Below are 15,051 nucleotides of genomic sequence, written 5' to 3'. Positions count from 1 at the left end.
CCGGCTCACCAGCGGCCCGGTTCCGTGCCCGTGAGCGCCACCGACGGCCGGCTGTCGACGCCCACCGGCACCTCGCCCGCCAGCATCACCCGGTGCATCACCCGCGGATGGTCGAGGTGGGCGGTGTCGCCGGGGGCGAGGTGGATGGTGGCCCTGTTGTCCCAGAACGCCACGCTGCCCGGCTCCCAGCGGAACCGCACCGTGTATTCGGGCCGTACCGCCTGCTCCAGCAGCATCTGAAGGAGCGCCGCGCTCTCGGCGCGCGAGACGTCCACGATCTGCTCGACGTAGTAGCCGTTGACGTACAGCAGCCGCTCCCCGCTCTCGGGGTGCACCCGGACCAGCGGGTGCTCGGTGGCGACCTGGTGGTCGAGCAGGTGGCGCAGGTAGGCGTCGTCGCCGGGGCGCGGCTGGTAGCCGACGCCGAGCCGGTGCTCGGCCCGCAGCCCGTCGACGAACTCCCGCACCGGCCGGGACAGTCCCGCGTACGCCGCCGCCAGATTGGACCAGGTGGTGTCCCCGCCGTACGGCGGCACGGTCTCGGCGCGCAGGATCGTCGCCGCGGGCGGGTCGATCCGGGCGCCGTGGTCGCAGTGCCAGCCGCGCAGCAGCGAGTGCCGGCGCCGTCGCAGCCACTCCTCGTGCTCCATGTCGAACCGGCCGCCCAGCTCCAGCCGGTCGGCCGTCGTCTCCACCTCGGGCACGTCCGCGGGCGAGGCGCCGCCGCGCCGGCCGGGCCGCACGGGCGTGCCGAACCGGCGGGCGAGGGCCACGTGGCCCGCGTGGTTCAGGCGCTGGCCGCGGAAGAAGAGGACCTTCCAGCGCAGCAGCGCCGCCCGGACCGCCGCGACCACCGGGTCGTCGAGCGGGGCGGCCAGGTCCACGCCGTGGATCTCGGCCCCGGTGTACCCCGCGGCCGGCCGCACCTCGATGCCGCTGGTGTTCCGGATGTTCTGCATGTCCCGCTCCGTCTGCGCCGCCATCCGCCCCGACCTCCCGGTGATCGCCGAACGTCCGTGCCCAGCATGACCGTTCACGGCGACGCGGGACAGATCGCCCCGTCCGCGCGGAAGTTCAGTCGCGGTAGACGGTCAGGACGGCACCGTTGATCTCGATGCGCTGCGGGGTGGGGCCCTCGCCGCGGCGCAGTGTGGTCAGGCACCGTGCGAAGAGCGTCAGTTCCTCCTCGCCGAGTACGGCGGCGGCCAGGTCGAGGAGTTCGCCGAGTGCGGCGTCGGTGAGGTCGGACGGCAGTTCGCCGGAGAGCAGGACCACGGATTCTCCCGTCGCCCCTTTGACGATGGCGGTGGTGGGGCCGCCGTGTACGAAGAGCAAGATTCCCCCCAGAAAGCCCGGTCGTACGGCTTTCGGCCACCAGGCAGGGGAAGAGACTAGCCGCGGGATCCGGGTGTTCGGGCGGGAGTGGCCGGTTTGCCGTGAAGTGACCGGGGAGAGGGCGGTGGTTCCGGTATGCGTGCCGGGCGGACCGGCGTATCCGCCCTCCTCAGTCGCGCTCCGTCCCGTCCCCGTCCGGGGAGCGGTGCAGGAGGGACTCGACGAGGGCGGCCACATGGCGGCGGTCGTCGGAGGACAGCCGCTGCACGCTGGCGATGAGGACGTCGACGTCCGGATCGGAGGAGGAGACGGTGCCGCCGTCGCCGCCCGGCTGCGCGCCGGGCGCGTAGACGTGGATGCCGCAGGCCTCGGCGGCGGCCCGGCGGACGGTGTCCAGCGGCAGCCCGAGCCCTTTGGCGAGCCCTTCGAGGGTGGCCGGCTGGGGCATGCGCGCCATGTGGTCGACGGTCGCCAGGTGGTGGACGGTGGAGCGGGGGACACCGCCGCGGCGGGCGACCTCTCCGTACGACCAGCCCTCGCGGTCCAGCCGGTCACGGATGATCTGCTGCAGTGCGTTGGCCACCAATGGTCACTTCCTGCTCGCCGCCGGGCGGAACCGTTCCGCGTCGGATCATTCTATGGGCGACCTCTGGTGCTTCCGGAAGGTGTTCACCCGAACCGCTTGCGTCACCGTCCCACCGGCCCGTAGTGTCCAATCTCGTTGGACAGCGCGTCCGACAACGTTGGACGTAATCCGGGGGGACCTGACCGCGTCCGACGGCACCACGCAACGATCCCTGAGGGGGAATCGACCATGATGGATTCTCGTGAGCTCGACGCCGAGTCCGCGGAGCTGCTGCCCGGCCGCGAGGCGCTGGGCCGGCTGAAGTTCAGCTTCGGCAAGACGGTGAACGTCACCAAGCACGTCGCCAACGTCGGCGCCCACAACTCCTCCGCCGCGCTCAACGACCACTCCCTCTGGTCGGTGGCGGACTCGGGCGCCGCCCAGTCCATCAACATCGGCCAGTGAGCCGGTGCCGTACGGCTCCGGCGCCCCGCTCCCCGTACGGCACCCGGTACCGCCGCGACGGCGCGTCATGCCCGCCCGCCGCGGCGGTACCACCCTCCGACACCGCGTCACCCGCGGCACGCCGGGAGCGCCGGCCGCGCACCCGGTCAGTCACACCATCCCAACGACCGTATCCACGAAAGGACACGCCATGAGCATGGACGCACACGAGCTGGAAGCCGAGTCCGCGGAGCTGCTGCCCGGCCGCGAGGCGCTGGGCCGGCTGAAGTTCAGCTTCGGCAAGACGGTGAACATCACCAAGCACGTCGCCAACGTCGACGCGCACAACGAGTCGGCCGCCCTCAACGACCACTCCGCCTGGTCGGTGGCGCAGTCGGCCGCCTCCCAGTCGATCAACATCGGCCAGTGACCCTCTCGGTACGAGGGTGACACCGGCGGGCCGCGCCTGGGGGCAGGCGCGGCCCGCCATCGGGGGGAGGACGACACACATGACGCTGCTGGGCGACCATGCGGCAGCAGCCCGGGACACCGGTCCGGTGCCCGGGCCCGGGGGGATACCGGTGACGTACGAGCAGGCGGCCACGGGCACCCTGCCGGTCGTCACCGTGAAGGGCGCGGCGGGCGTGCCGCGGCTCAGCGCCGGGCTCGGGCTGCACGGCGAGTACCAGGGCTCGGGTTTCACCGAGCCCAAGTACATCGCCCGTCGGAGGGACGGGCAGGTCGTGCAGCTCTCGCGGCTGCTGTACCTCGTCGCGTCGTCGGTCGACGGCGTCCGCGACGCGGAGATCATCGCCCACCGGGTCAGCGCCCGGTTCGGGCGGGAGGTCAGCGCGGAGAACATCCGCTATCTGATCGAGCAGAAGCTGGACCCGCTCGGGGTGACGGTTCCCGAGGGGCAGGAGGAGGACGAGGTCGTCGCACCCCGCTCCGACCTCCTGCTCGCGCTCAAGGGACACCGGGTGATCTTCGACGAGCGCCGGGTGGCGGGGATCGCCCGTGCGTTCTCCTGGCTGCACCGCCCGGCGGTCGTGGTCTCCGTGCTGGCCGGCATGGCCGTCCTGGACGTGTGGCTGTTCGCGTTCTTCGGCGCGATCACCCCCGTCCTGGAGGTGCTCGACCAACCGGTGCTGCTCCTGGTGGTGTTCGTCCTCACCGTGGCCTCGCTCGTCTTCCACGAGTTCGGCCACGCCTCCGCCTGCCGCTACGGCGGCGCCCGGCCCGGCTGCATCGGATGCGGGCTGTTCCTGATCTGGCCCTCGATGTACACCGACGTCACCGACGTCTACCGGATCGGGCGCGGCGGCCGGCTCCGCACGGACCTCGGGGGCATCTACTTCAACGTGGTGTTCATGCTCGCCATGGCCGCCGCGTACTTCGCCACCGGGCAGGCGTTCTTCCTCGCCGCGGTCTACCTCGGGCACTTCGAGATCCTCGAACAGCTCATGCCGGCCGTACGGCTCGACGGGTACTACATCCTCGGCGACCTGGCCGGGGTGCCCGATCTGTACGGCAAGATCAAACCGATCCTGCTCGGGCTCGTGCCCGGCCGGCGCGGGCAGGCGGCCCGTGCCGAGGTGGCGGCGCTGAAGAAGTCCGCGCGCACGGTCGTCGCGACCTGGGTGCTGACGATGGTGCCGCTGATCCTCGGCGAGCTGGGCTACGCGCTGTGGAACCTGCCGCGGATCGTCGCCACGATGCTCCGCTCGCTGGCCGAGCAACTCAGCGGTACGGGCGGCGCGTTCGCGCACGGGGAGCTCGCCGCCGGGCTGATGGGCGTCGTCGGCTGCGTGATGCTGCTGTGCCCCATGGCCGGCGTCGTCTATCTGTCGGTGAAGGTCGGCGGGCGGCTGTGGCGGGGCGCGGTGCGGTTGACGGCCGGGCGGCCCGCACTGCGGTGGGGGCTGACCGTGGCGCTGCTGGCCGGGCTCGGGGGGCTCGGCTACGCGTGGGTGTCGGGGATGACGCCGGAGCCCCTGCCGAAGAAGCCGCCGATCGCGCCGATCCTGCAGCCGGGGGTGCCGACGACGGAGCCGCCGGCGCGGCAGGCGGACCTGCCGGCGTCGCCGGGCGGCGGGGCCACCGGGTCCGTGTCGCCGGGGGCGGTGCCGTCGGGGGTGGCCGCGGTGACCGGCGGGACCGGGGCGAGCCGTCGTCCGTCCGGTTCCGCGCGGCCGTCGGCGTCGCGGAGTCCGCGGGCGAGTGCGTCGGGGTCGCCGCGGGGGAGGCGGCCGGGCGGTGGCCGGGTGTCGTCACCCCCGGCGACGGTGCCTGGTGGGACGGCGTCCACGGGCGCGGTGGTGCCGGTGTCGTCGGCGCCGGTGTCGTCTCCGCCGATAGCGGAGACGCCGTCCGCCGCGCCGAGCACTACGGCGGTGGTGCCGGCTTCGCCGACGCCGGGATCGTCGTGAAGCGGGGTTCCGGTTCCCGGGGTGCTTTGCCGGGTGCGGGTGCGTCGTTGCTGGTCGCGCGGTTCCCCGTGCCCCTGAGGGGGCTGGGCGGGCCGTAGGCCGCACGGCTCCGCGTCCCCCGTGGGCGGCGGCGGGGGAGCCGAAGGTGCAGTCATCAGTCGAGAACGAAGAGGAGAGTCATGTGAGTCAGCACAGGAAAGCGCGGGAGGGGTCCGCCCTGCGGCAACGGGCCGTGCGGGTGGGGCTGTTGGCCGCCGGGGCGGCGGGGATCGCCTCCGTCGTGCCGGCGCAGGCCGCCACCGGTCTGCCGGGGCACACCGCGGTCGCCGCCGACCAGACGTTCAGCCGGGCCGATTTCGTGCATCACCGGCAGGCCCGGGACTCGTTCACCGTGCGGCAGTTCGGCACGGTGGACGCCGCGACCGTGCGCAACCAGGCGAACGCCGTGGGGCTCGGGTGTTCGGTCGACGACCACTGCCGGTCGGTCGCGCTGTCGTTCCAGATCGTCACCATGGCCGGGGAACACACCCGGCTCACGGCGGTCAACAAGGGCGACGCCGTCAACAAGCACTGCGACGGCTGCCAGACCCTGGCCGGCGCCTACCAGTTCGTGGTCTCCACCCCGCACCCCTTCCGGCTGGACGACGGGGCGCGGCGCAAGCTCGCCGACATCCACCGCCGGCTGGACGGACTGACCCGGTCGACCGCGCCCGCCACCGAGGTGAAGGCACAGGCGGACGTCCTGGCCGCCGAGGTGAACACGGTGCTCAAGGACGCCGTGGCGAACGCGCCCAAGGGCGAGGAGCGGCCCACGGTGACCGTCCACCGGCACCTGGACGGCTGGCCCGGTCACTGACGGGTGCGGCCGGCGGCCGCCGCCCTCCGCGCACGAGGGGACGCGAGGGCGGCGGCCGCACGACCTGGCCCGGTCCGCACGGTCAGCGCACGCGGCGGAAGACGTCCTCCTCCGCCTCCTCCCAGCCGGCCGCCGCCTCCAGGGCGGGGGCCGTGCCGCGCGGGTGCGGCGGCGTGTCGCGCGAGGACTGGTACATCGCCTCGATCTCCGCGGCGTACCGGCTCGTGATCTCGTCCCTGCGCAGTTTCAGGGACGGGGTGAGCAGGCCGTTCGCCTGGCCGAAGGGCTCGGACAGGACCCGGAAGACCCGGATGGACTCCGAGCGCGAGACCGCGCTGTTGGCCGCGGCGACGGCCCGGGTCACCTCCTGCCGCAGCGCGTTCTCCTCGCGCGCCCCGCGACTCTGGCCCTCGCCCTGGCCGGCCAGTACCGAGCGCCAGTGGGGGAGGTACTCCGGGTCGAGGGTGATCAGCGCGCCCACGCACGGGCGGTCGTCGCCGACGACCACGGCCTGATGGATCAGCGGGTGCATCCGCAGCCGCTCCTCCAGGGCCGCCGGGGCGACGCTCTTGCCGCCGCTGGTGACGATGACGTCCTTCTTGCGGCCGGTGAGGGTCAGATAGCCCTCGGAGTCCAGCCGGCCCAGGTCGCCGGTGGCAAGCCAGCCGTCCTGGAGCACCTCCGCGGTGCCGGCCTCGTCGTGGATGTACCCCTGGAACAGGGACGGCCCGCGGACCAGGATCTCGCCGTCCTGGGCCACGTGGAGGTCGATGCCGGGCAGTGGCCGGCCCACCGTGCCGAACTTCTCCCGGCCCAGCGGCTGCATGGTGACGCCGCCGCTGGTCTCCGTCAGCCCGTAGCCGTCGTGCACGACGATGCCGATGCCTGCGAAGAACAGGGCGAGTTCGCGGTTGAGGGAGGAGCCCCCGGAGACGGCGCCGCACAGCCGGCCGCCGAGCGACTCGCGGAGTTTGCGGTACACGCCCTTCTCGTAGAGGGCGTGCTGGAGCCGCAGATCGAGTCCCGGCCCGGAACCGGTGCCCAGCCGCTGCCGCTCCATCGCCTCGGCGTGGTCCCGGGCGGTCCGTGCCGCACGCTCGAACAGCGCGCCCCGGCCGGCCCGCTCGGCCGAGGTCAGGAAGCTCTTGTAGACCCGCTCGAAGACCGAGGGCACCCCGTGCAGATAGGTGGGGCGGAAGGAGAGCAGGGTGCCGGCGAGGGTCTCCCACCGCAGATCGGGTTCGTGCGCCATCAGGAAACCGCCGCGCAGGCACAGCGTCTGGATCGTCAGCCCGTACACGTGGGAGAACGGCAGGAAGACCAGCACGGCCGGCTGCTCCCCGGGCGGGGCCGCGAGCCGGCTCCAGCCCGCCAGCAGGGTGTCGACGGGGGCGGCCAGGCTGCGGTGGCTGAGCGCGCAGCCGCGGGGGCGGCCGCTGGTGCCGGAGGTGTAGGCGACGACCGCGGTGGAGTCGGGCAGCACGATGCGGCGCAGCGAGTCGACCGTCGCCGTCGGCACCGGGCGACCGCGCTCGACCAGTTGCTCCAGTCCGCCCGCGTCGAGCTGCCACACGTGCCGCAGCCGGGGGAGCCGGGCGCAGACCGAGCCGACGGTCATGATGCCCTGCTCGTCCTCGACCACCACGCCCACGCAGTCGGCGTCCCGCAGGATCCACTCCACCTGCTCGTGCGAGGAGGTCGGGTAGAGGGGGACGACCTCGGCGCCCAGCGCCCACAGCGCGCAGCTGAGGACCGTCCACTCGTACCGGGTGCGGGCCATGATGGCGATCCGGTTGCCCGGGGAGATCCCCGAGGCGACCAGCCCCCGCGCGACGTCGACGACCTCCTCACGCAGCTCCGCCGCGCTGACGTGGACCCACCCGCCGGGGGCGTCCGGCGCGCGGCGGGCGAGCTGCGGACGGCCGGGATCACGCTCGGCCAGCTCGAAGACACTGTCGGCGAGACCGCCGGTCATGACAGGGGCGTCCGAAGGAGGGAGCCCGGAGTTGTGCATGCGCCGCCCCCCGACGTGCTTGCTCGTGCAGACGCCGATCACCGGGAGATCGACGGGGCTCGAATCTAGCCGACGCGGGCCACCGTTGGCCACGAATCCGCCGCCAAATCCCTACCGTTCGGCGACACCGGCGACACGGTGGGTGCACGTGTGGGGGTACCGCCCGATTCGGGCACACGAACACAGGAGGGAACTCTCATACTCTCCGGGGCGAAGGGTAGTCGGAAGGAGTACCGATCAGGACAGAAAGCAACAAACCCTACCGCGTAAGGCTTATCATCCCATGGTCATTCCGCTGAGGCAGCACCTGTCGAGGGGAACCGGCCCGGGCGCGCGAGCGGCACGGCTGCGACGCGTCACCTGGGAGGCCGGTTCGGTGACCGCCGCCCAGGCCCGGGAGGCCGCCCTCGCCTTCCTGACCGAGGTCGACGACGGGCACTCACCCCTGCCGGACCGCACACGCGAAGACGTCGAACTCGTCGTGAGCGAGCTGGTCACCAACGCCCTCCGGCACGCGCCGGGCGCCTGCGGACTGCAGGTGGAGATGCCCCCGGACGGCCACGCGGTACGCGTCGCCGTCTGGGACACCTCGGCCGACACACCTGTGACCCAGCCGCGCAACGGCGGCCGGATCGGAGGGCACGGACTGGAGATCGTCCGGGCGGTCAGCCGGGCGATGACCGTCGCGTCACGGACGGCGGGCCGGGGCAAGGAGGTCACCGCGGAGATCGAGATCCCGCGCGCCGCCGGACCCCGATCCGCGCCCTGAACAGCCCTGAGGGACACCCGAGTTGCCCCCGCGGCGGCGCGGAAGGGGTGTGCGCGGCCCAAAACGGGATAGGAGCAGGACAGCCGCAAAGGAGCCCTGCCGTGACGACGCCCACCCCCACGCGCCTGCGTGAACTCCTCGCCCGCTACGCGACCGTGCGCATCGCACTCGCCGAGCGGGACACCCAGGAACTGAGAAGAGCCCTGCGGGAGGTCACCCGCCACCTGTGCGCGGAGACCGGCACCAAGGGGATACGCGAGGCGCTCGAGGCCGCCGACGCGGCACTGTCCGAGGCCTGCTGCGCCCGGCGCACGGCACGCCTCGCCCGCGAGACCCGACTGGCGGCCTGACCGACCCGCCCGTGCGAGCACGCGGAACGCACACAGCACGACACCGGAATGACGCGGCACCACCACGTATCACGCACCACGTACGACGCAGTACCAGCACGCAGCACGCGGACAAGAAGGGGGATGCGCGATGACCATCGACAGACCATGGGCGTACGCACCGGACAGCGGCCACGCGGAGGGACAGGTGCTCACGGGGTACACCGTCGCCGCGACCGACGGGACCATCGGGCATGTGGACCGGCAGGTGGAGCGGGACGGCATGCGGCACCTGATCGTGGACACCGGGGTGTGGGTGTTCGGCAAGAGCATGCTGATACCCGCCGGACTGGTCACCGCCATCGACACCGAGGCCCGGCGGGTGAGCCTGGCCTGCACCAAGGACGAGGTGAAGGCCGCCCCCGTGTTCCGCACGGACAGCGAAACCCTCGAACCCGACTACCTGAGCCGCGTCGACGCGTACTACCGGGGGCTGCCGGCCCCGTCCGCGGAGTAGAGGGCGACCGGGAGAGCGTCGCGAGAGTGACGAGGGAGCGACGCGGGGAGTGACGAACGAGCGGCCGCCGCCACCGTACGCACGGGGGCGGCGGCCGCTCCGCGAAGTCCGCGAGCCCGTCGAGGCGGGCCGTCGAGGACGGAGGGCGGACGTGCCGTCGAGGGCGGACGTGCCGGTCACCACGGCAGGAAGACGTGCACGTCCTTGCCGTTGCCGTCCGCCTGGGGCACCACGCTCACCTGGTGGCACAGGGTGTGCACCAGGTGCCAGCCGATGCCGCCGCCGCCCGTGCTCGGATGGAACGGGCGCGGGGCGGGCGGGACCGGGTTGGTGTCGTGGAGCGTGACATGGACCCCGTCGAAGGTGGGGCGCATCCGCAGCTCGAAGGGGCCGGGCGCGTACTGGACGGCGTTGGCGGCCAGTTCGTTGACCACCAGCAGGATGTCGTTCCAGCACTCCGGACTCGCCGGCGGGGAGACGTCCGCCAGCGCCCGCAGGAAGTCCTCCGCGGCGAAGCGCGCGTCCGTCACGTTGTGCAGCTCGCCCTCGAAAGTGGCGGTGAGGTTGTCGACCATGTCTGTGGAAAGCCTGTCGTTCGAACGCGGCCCGGTTGCCATTCCACCTGTCCTCGCCTGCGGTGTCACCGCTTCCGGTTTCCCCTCATGCCAGGCCTCTCACCTCCTCAGCGACGGCTGCCCGTCGGCGTGCGAGATCACTCATGCGTTTCCGGCCGGTCCGGGCGCACCTGGGGCGGGGAACTCGGTACCCCGCCCCTCGCCCGTGGCCGGGTGTCCGGCCGCCGTTACGGCGCGGGGCGACAGTGTCCCGGCACGGCGAAGCGGGCCTCCTGCCGTCGGAGGCCGGAACAGCGCGCGGAACCGGGCGGTTCCTCAGCCGCCGGACGACGAGTCGCCGGACGTCGTACCGTCGGCCGGTGCCGTGCCGCCGGCCGTCGCCTCGTCCAGCGCGGCGAGCGCCTCCTCCACGGTCTTGGTGGACGGGACGGTCAGACTCACCCCGGTCAGGTCCAGGATGCGCTGGACGGCGGGGGCCGGGTCCACCAGGCGCACGGTGCCGCCCACCTGACGCGTCTCCTTGTACGCCTTGAGAATGATGTTGATGCCGGAGGAGTCCATGAACGGCACGGCGGACAGGTCCAGCAGCAGATGACACCGGCCGTGATGGACCTGGTTGGCCAGGTGATGGTGCAACTCGGTCGCCGTGTCGACGTCGAGGAATCCCTTCACGATGACCAGTGCGGCATCCTCCCGGGGCAGAGCCACGTCGATGGAAAGGGGGGCTTGTTCAGTCGACACATCGTCCTCCACGAAGCACTTCCTACGACAGCCCGCATGCCCCGGTACGACGATCCGATGCCTCGCGGACCCTCCTCTTCGCAGTGATCGACGTCTCGCCGGACGCGGGGTGCCCGGACCCGCCCGGGCACCCCGCGCTCGGTCCGAAGGTGCGGCGGGCCCGGGCGGGGTGCGCGGTGCGGGTGGCCGGCGGTCAGCCCTTCACGGGCTGCGCGTCCTCGGGGCCCCGCAGCTCGCCGAGGAAGCGGTGGCACTGGGCGGCGCGCTCGGAGTCCTGCTCCATCACGGAGCGGAAGAAGTCGGCGATGTCCTTCTTGTCCGCGTTCTCCGCGTCGCGTACGTACTGCCCGTAGTCGTGCCCGGCCTTCAGCGAGTGGTACTGCACCGAGATGAGGTCGAAGACGACGTCGCTGAAGCCGGTCTCTCCGGTGGCCATGGGTCCTCCTGTCCGTGCCGTCGGTCCGCCCCCGGCGGGGCGGCTGTGACGTTCGGGTATCACCGCCGGATGGGACGAAACGCGGACCTCCGCGCGGAACGGGGAGCGCCGCAGGTGTTTGCGTCCGCCCGGAGCGGTCAGCCGGAAGACAAGGGTCCGGTACGGGCATCCCGTACCGCGCACCACGATGGACGAGGAAAGGTGAACGGCCATGGCGGACGACCAGAAGGCCAAGAGCAAGGGCGAGCAGGCCAAGGGCAAGCTCAAGGAGACCGCGGGCCGCGCCGTCGGGAACGAGCGGATGGAGGCCGAGGGGCGCGCCGAGCAGGCGAAGGGCGACGCACGGCAGGCCAAGGAGAAGGCGAAGGACGTGTTCAAGCACTGAGCGCGGGTCCCGCGGCGAGGAGGCCCGGCGTACCCGCACGGCGCATCCCGCACGGAGGGGTCCTTCGCGGGCGGCCGGGGCAGCAGTCGTGCCCCGGCCGCCCGCTTCGTTCAGCCGGATCCCGGTTGAGCCGGATCCCGGTTGAGCCGGATCCCGGTTGAGCCGGTCCCTGTTCAGATGGAACCCGATTCAGCGGGACCCGGTTCAGCCGGCACCCAGCAGGCCTTCCCTGAGGCCGGTGACGATGCGGTTCAGGAGGCGGGAGACGTGCATCTGGGAGATGCCGAGCCGCTCACCGATCTGGGCCTGGGTGAGCTCCTCGACGAAGCGCAGATGCAGGATCGTGCGGTCGCGCTCCGGGAGGGCGGCGACCAGCGGGGCCAGTGAGTGCAGGTCCTCGACCAGCTCCAGGCCGCGCTCCTCGACGCCGATGAAGTCCGCGAGCGCGGTCTCGCCGTCGACTCCGCCGTCCCCGCTCAGCGACGCGTCCAGCGACGCGCTGCGGTAGCCGTTCGACGCCTTGCGGGCCTCGATGACCTCCTCCTCCGGCAGCGACATCAGCGCGGACAGCTCCCGCACCGTCGGCTGCCTGCCGGTGCGGCGGCTCAACTCCTCCGTGGCCCGCGCCAGTTCGACCCGCGCCTCCTGGAGCCGGCGCGGCACGTGCACGGCCCAGCTCGTGTCGCGGAAGAACCTCTTGATCTCGCCCACGATGTACGGCACGGCGAAGGAGGTGAACTCCACCTCACGCGTCAGCTCGAAGCGGTCGATCGCCTTGATGAGGCCGATCGTGCCGACCTGGACGATGTCCTCCATCTCGTCCGCGCCCCGGCTGCGGAACCGCGAGGCCGCGTACCGGACGAGCGAGAGGTTCATCTCGATCAGCGTGTTGCGGACGTAACTGAACTCGGGCGTGCCCTCCTCCAGCGCGGACAGCCGGGCGAAGAAGTGCCGGGACAGCTCCCGCGCGTCCTTGGGGCTGACGTTCCGGGGATCGGCGACGGTGTCCGGGGTCGTCCGCGTGTGCGTCGTGGGAGCTGCGGCGTGGGTGGCCACGGCGGTCATCTCATTCACCCTCATTCACTGGGGTTGGCAGGGGCCACGCTTCAGTACCCCGCTTCCCGATCTTCACACCAGCTTTTCCGCACCCCGGTCCGAACAGGCTTGCGTCGCAGGTCAGAGCACACGTATGCCCACGATGCAGGTGTCGTCGTCGGTGTCCGACCTGCTGTACGTGAGCAGCCGGTCCAACTGCTGCGGCAGGGGCGAGGCGGGCGTGCCGGCCACGGTGAGCAGGTGCGCGAGCGACTCCTCCACCGGCAGGTCGCGGCGCTCGATCAGACCGTCGGTGTACATCAGCAGCGTGTCGTCCGGGGCGAGACGCACCTCGGCCTCCTCGTACGTCGTCTCCGACACCGCGCCGAGCAGCATGCCGCGCACCAGCGGCAGCGCGGCGGCCTCCGCGTCGCGCACCAGCACAGGAGGCAGATGCCCCGCCCTGGCCCAGCGCAAGGAGCGCGTGACGGGGTCGTACAGGCCGCACACGGCCGTGGCGGTGACGGCGCCGGTCAGATGGTGGGTGACCATGTTCAGCCAGGACAGGATCTGGGCCGGCCCGGCGCCGGTGACCGCGAGGCCCCGCAGCGCGTTGCGCAGCACGACCATGCTGGTCGCCGCGTCGATGCCGTGGCCGGCGACGTCGCCGACGCACAGCAGCACCTTCTTGGACGGCAGCACGACCGCGTCGTACCAGTCGCCGCCGACCAACTGCTCGGTCTCGGCGGGCCGGTAGCGCACGGCGAGCTGCAACTGGGGGATCTCCAGCGGCGCCTGCGCGGGCGGCATGATCGCGTGCTGCAACTGCAGTGCCAGCCGGTTGCGTTCGGCGGACTCCTGCTCGGTGTGCGCGAGCCGGTCGCGGGTGGCGGCCAGCGCGACCTCCGTCCAGTGCTGGGCGGAGATGTCCTGGTACGCGCCGCGCACCGCGAGCAGCCCGTCGTGGGTGTCCAGCACCGGCTCGGCCACCACCCGCATGTGCCGTGTCACGCCGTCCGGGCGCTGCAGCCGGAACGCGACCGAGGCGGGGCGCCGGTTGTGCAGCACGGTCCGCAGGAAGCGGCCGAGGGCGACGGCGTCGTCGGGGTGGGCGTGCGCGGGCAGATCCTGCAGCCGGACCGGGACGTTGTGGGAGGGGCGGCCGAAGAGGCCGTAGAGCTGACTGTTCCAGGTGACGCCGTCGGTGAGGAGGTTCTCCTCGAAGCCGCCGATCCGGCCGAGCCGCTGGGCGTGCTGGAGCAGACTGGCGAGCCGGGCCGTCTCGTCCTCGATCCGCCAGATGAACAGCAGGCTGCTGCCGTGCCGGCTGACGTGGACGTCGGCCACCGCTGACAGCGGCACCTGCTCCACCAGCGCGGTGAGCGTCATGCGCTGCGCGCGGAACGGCTCGCCGGTGGCGTAGACCCGCTCGATCTGCTGGAACAGATCGGTCTGCCCGGCGGCCATCGGATAGGCCTCCAGGAGCAGGGCCCCGTTCACGGCGCCGCGCGGCCGGCCGGCCGGGTCGAGGAAGCGGGAGTTGACGTAGTGGATGCGGAAGTCGAGGAGATGGCCGTCGTCGTCGGAACAGGGCACCAGCACCAGCGCCGGGTCGTGCAGGCCCTCGGCGAGGTGCACGAGTTCCGAGACGCCGGGCCGGGTCCGCGGCCCGCCGGGGGCGACGGCCGGCGCGGTGTGCGTCTCCAGGGTGTGTGCGCACAGTTCGGCCAGCGCCTCGACCTGGCGCACGATCTGCGGGGGCTGCGGGGCGAGCGGGGAGGCCCAGCCGATCTCCAGCACGCCGTGGATCCGTCCGCCGGTGCCGGCCGGCACGGCGACCCGGCCGCCGTACGGGAACTCGGTGTGCCCGATCGTGGGTACCCCCGCCTCGTCGAGCGAGGCGTACCACTGGGTGCCGCGTTCGGTGAGCGCGCGGCGGGCGACGGTGGCGACGCCCGGCGGGACGTAGCACCAGCGCTCCGCCTCCGCGGCGGAGAAGCCGGCGCTGCCGGCCAGCGCGAGGGAACCGTCGGAGCGGGCCGCCCACACCGCGACCGTGCAGGCGCCCAGCGGGGCGAGGGCGTGCTGCAGCAGGGAGTCGGCGACGGCCTGGGCGTCCGCGGCGGCCAGCGCGCCGCTCTCCGCCGTGCGCAGCCGGACCACCGCGGGGGAGGCGCTACGGGAACCGCCGCGGGTGCCCGGCCCCCGGGTGGCCTCGGCGACGAACTCCGCGGCGACCTCGGAGAGGCGGTCGCGGGCCGCCTGGTTGATGACGTCGACGGCCAGTTCCAGGGGTTCCACCCCGGCCTGCTCGGCGAGGGCGGTGAGGTGCCGGGAGGCTTCGACGGGGCCGAGGCCGAGCCGTTCGATCAGGATGCCGCGCGCCAGGTCGAGGAGGGCCCGCCCGTCGGCGGCGGCCTGTGCGGCCCACACCTCCTGCCGCAGCCGCCGTACGGTCGCCGCGAGACGGCCCACGGCGGTCCGCGCGGCGTCATCGGTGGCCCCACCCAAGGCCGCCCCGACCTCGCCGAAGGCCTCCCCCGCTTCCCCGGCCGGCTCGACGTCCGCCTCCGGGGCGAGCAGTGGGGAGCGGTCGTCCCCGCCGGCCGACCGGGCGTCGT

General features: G+C 72.8%; 17 protein-coding genes. 8 read left to right on the top strand and 9 right to left on the bottom strand.

Annotation, left to right across the window (positions count from 1 at the left end; all coding sequences use genetic code 11):
* Positions 1–5: 5 nt before the first annotated feature.
* From QFZ64_RS04630 to QFZ64_RS04620, 3 genes are all read right to left on the bottom strand, one after another.
* On the bottom strand, positions 6–983 hold the full coding sequence (locus QFZ64_RS04630) for a TauD/TfdA dioxygenase family protein (protein WP_373430547.1): 978 nt from the start codon (positions 981–983) through the stop codon (positions 6–8).
* Positions 984–1,074: 91 nt separating this feature from the next.
* Positions 1,075–1,335 carry a hypothetical protein gene (locus tag QFZ64_RS04625; protein ID WP_307062593.1) on the bottom strand — a complete coding sequence of 87 codons (261 nt, stop codon included), beginning with the start codon at positions 1,333–1,335 and terminating at the stop codon, positions 1,075–1,077.
* 169 nt (positions 1,336–1,504) lie between these two features.
* Positions 1,505–1,918, bottom strand: coding sequence for a helix-turn-helix transcriptional regulator (locus QFZ64_RS04620; RefSeq protein ID WP_307062591.1), 414 nt, complete (start codon positions 1,916–1,918; stop codon positions 1,505–1,507).
* Positions 1,919–2,149: 231 nt separating this feature from the next.
* Here QFZ64_RS04620 and QFZ64_RS04615 point away from each other — a divergent pair, with 231 nt between their 5' ends.
* The 4 genes from QFZ64_RS04615 to QFZ64_RS04600 all read left to right on the top strand — a co-directional run bounded on the left by QFZ64_RS04615 (position 2,150) and on the right by QFZ64_RS04600 (position 5,629).
* The gene (locus QFZ64_RS04615; RefSeq protein WP_307062588.1) at positions 2,150–2,365 is read left to right on the top strand and encodes a hypothetical protein; all 216 of its coding nucleotides are present in this window, start codon (positions 2,150–2,152) and stop codon (positions 2,363–2,365) included.
* Between the two features lie 190 nt (positions 2,366–2,555).
* Positions 2,556–2,774, top strand: a complete 219-nt coding sequence (locus tag QFZ64_RS04610) for a hypothetical protein (RefSeq protein WP_307062586.1) — start codon at positions 2,556–2,558, stop codon at positions 2,772–2,774.
* A 79-nt stretch (positions 2,775–2,853) separates the two neighbouring features.
* Positions 2,854–4,773: a hypothetical protein gene (locus QFZ64_RS04605; protein ID WP_307062584.1), complete on the top strand. Its 1,920-nt coding sequence runs from the start codon at positions 2,854–2,856 to the stop codon at positions 4,771–4,773.
* Between the two features lie 181 nt (positions 4,774–4,954).
* Positions 4,955–5,629 carry a hypothetical protein gene (locus QFZ64_RS04600; protein ID WP_307062582.1) on the top strand — a complete coding sequence of 225 codons (675 nt, stop codon included), beginning with the start codon at positions 4,955–4,957 and terminating at the stop codon, positions 5,627–5,629.
* An 82-nt stretch (positions 5,630–5,711) separates the two neighbouring features.
* Here QFZ64_RS04600 and QFZ64_RS04595 read toward each other — a convergent pair whose 3' ends face one another.
* Positions 5,712–7,604 carry a long-chain fatty acid--CoA ligase gene (locus tag QFZ64_RS04595; protein WP_307062580.1) on the bottom strand — a complete coding sequence of 631 codons (1,893 nt, stop codon included), beginning with the start codon at positions 7,602–7,604 and terminating at the stop codon, positions 5,712–5,714.
* Between the two features lie 322 nt (positions 7,605–7,926).
* Here QFZ64_RS04595 and QFZ64_RS04590 point away from each other — a divergent pair, with 322 nt between their 5' ends.
* The 3 genes from QFZ64_RS04590 (at position 7,927) to QFZ64_RS04580 (ending at position 9,258) form a co-directional block, all read left to right on the top strand.
* Complete coding sequence (locus QFZ64_RS04590) at positions 7,927–8,412, top strand: ATP-binding protein (RefSeq protein ID WP_307062578.1); 486 nt, start codon at positions 7,927–7,929, stop codon at positions 8,410–8,412.
* Positions 8,413–8,513: 101 nt separating this feature from the next.
* Positions 8,514–8,762: a DUF5133 domain-containing protein gene (locus QFZ64_RS04585; RefSeq protein WP_307062575.1), complete on the top strand. Its 249-nt coding sequence runs from the start codon at positions 8,514–8,516 to the stop codon at positions 8,760–8,762.
* Between the two features lie 130 nt (positions 8,763–8,892).
* Complete coding sequence (locus QFZ64_RS04580) at positions 8,893–9,258, top strand: PRC-barrel domain containing protein (RefSeq protein WP_307062572.1); 366 nt, start codon at positions 8,893–8,895, stop codon at positions 9,256–9,258.
* 176 nt (positions 9,259–9,434) lie between these two features.
* Here QFZ64_RS04580 and QFZ64_RS04575 read toward each other — a convergent pair whose 3' ends face one another.
* The 3 genes from QFZ64_RS04575 to QFZ64_RS04565 all read right to left on the bottom strand — a co-directional run bounded on the left by QFZ64_RS04575 (position 9,435) and on the right by QFZ64_RS04565 (position 11,010).
* Positions 9,435–9,875, bottom strand: a complete 441-nt coding sequence (locus tag QFZ64_RS04575; protein ID WP_307062570.1) for an ATP-binding protein — start codon at positions 9,873–9,875, stop codon at positions 9,435–9,437.
* A 273-nt stretch (positions 9,876–10,148) separates the two neighbouring features.
* Entirely contained in the window at positions 10,149–10,574 is a 426-nt protein-coding gene (locus QFZ64_RS04570) for an STAS domain-containing protein (protein WP_307062568.1), read from the bottom strand.
* A 193-nt stretch (positions 10,575–10,767) separates the two neighbouring features.
* Positions 10,768–11,010 (bottom strand): acyl carrier protein, encoded by a 243-nt coding sequence (locus tag QFZ64_RS04565; protein ID WP_307062565.1) that lies wholly within the window; start codon positions 11,008–11,010, stop codon positions 10,768–10,770.
* Positions 11,011–11,221: 211 nt separating this feature from the next.
* On the opposite strand from QFZ64_RS04565, the gene QFZ64_RS04560 reads away from it, so the two are divergent.
* A complete protein-coding gene (locus tag QFZ64_RS04560; protein ID WP_307062564.1) occupies positions 11,222–11,395 on the top strand; it encodes a CsbD family protein in 174 nt (57 codons plus the stop codon).
* A 204-nt stretch (positions 11,396–11,599) separates the two neighbouring features.
* Here the strand turns inward: QFZ64_RS04560 and QFZ64_RS04555 are convergent, their stop codons facing one another.
* Together QFZ64_RS04555 and QFZ64_RS04550 are read right to left on the bottom strand one after the other, a co-directional pair.
* The gene (locus QFZ64_RS04555; RefSeq protein WP_307062562.1) at positions 11,600–12,460 is read right to left on the bottom strand and encodes an RNA polymerase sigma factor SigF; all 861 of its coding nucleotides are present in this window, start codon (positions 12,458–12,460) and stop codon (positions 11,600–11,602) included.
* 111 nt (positions 12,461–12,571) lie between these two features.
* On the bottom strand, positions 12,572–14,941 hold the full coding sequence (locus QFZ64_RS04550) for a SpoIIE family protein phosphatase (RefSeq protein ID WP_307071570.1): 2,370 nt from the start codon (positions 14,939–14,941) through the stop codon (positions 12,572–12,574).
* Positions 14,942–15,051: the final 110 nt, after the last annotated feature.

The organism is Streptomyces sp. B3I8 (assembly GCF_030816915.1).
Classification (GTDB): domain Bacteria; phylum Actinomycetota; class Actinomycetes; order Streptomycetales; family Streptomycetaceae; genus Streptomyces.
This window is presented reverse-complemented; position numbering and strand designations above follow the sequence as displayed.

Bases quoted from the DNA above. Each gene is read 5' to 3' on its own strand.
- QFZ64_RS04630 (WP_373430547.1), bottom strand. From the start codon at position 983: ATGGCGGCGCAGACGGAGCGGGACATGCAGAACATCCGGAACACCAGC.
- QFZ64_RS04615 (WP_307062588.1), top strand. From the start codon at position 2,150: ATGATGGATTCTCGTGAGCTCGACGCCGAGTCCGCGGAGCTGCTGCCC.
- QFZ64_RS04610 (WP_307062586.1), top strand. From the start codon at position 2,556: ATGAGCATGGACGCACACGAGCTGGAAGCCGAGTCCGCGGAGCTGCTG.
- QFZ64_RS04605 (WP_307062584.1), top strand. From the start codon at position 2,854: ATGACGCTGCTGGGCGACCATGCGGCAGCAGCCCGGGACACCGGTCCG.
- QFZ64_RS04595 (WP_307062580.1), bottom strand. From the start codon at position 7,604: ATGACCGGCGGTCTCGCCGACAGTGTCTTCGAGCTGGCCGAGCGTGAT.
- QFZ64_RS04590 (WP_307062578.1), top strand. From the start codon at position 7,927: ATGGTCATTCCGCTGAGGCAGCACCTGTCGAGGGGAACCGGCCCGGGC.
- QFZ64_RS04580 (WP_307062572.1), top strand. From the start codon at position 8,893: ATGACCATCGACAGACCATGGGCGTACGCACCGGACAGCGGCCACGCG.
- QFZ64_RS04575 (WP_307062570.1), bottom strand. From the start codon at position 9,875: ATGGCAACCGGGCCGCGTTCGAACGACAGGCTTTCCACAGACATGGTC.
- QFZ64_RS04565 (WP_307062565.1), bottom strand. From the start codon at position 11,010: ATGGCCACCGGAGAGACCGGCTTCAGCGACGTCGTCTTCGACCTCATC.
- QFZ64_RS04560 (WP_307062564.1), top strand. From the start codon at position 11,222: ATGGCGGACGACCAGAAGGCCAAGAGCAAGGGCGAGCAGGCCAAGGGC.
- QFZ64_RS04555 (WP_307062562.1), bottom strand. From the start codon at position 12,460: ATGACCGCCGTGGCCACCCACGCCGCAGCTCCCACGACGCACACGCGG.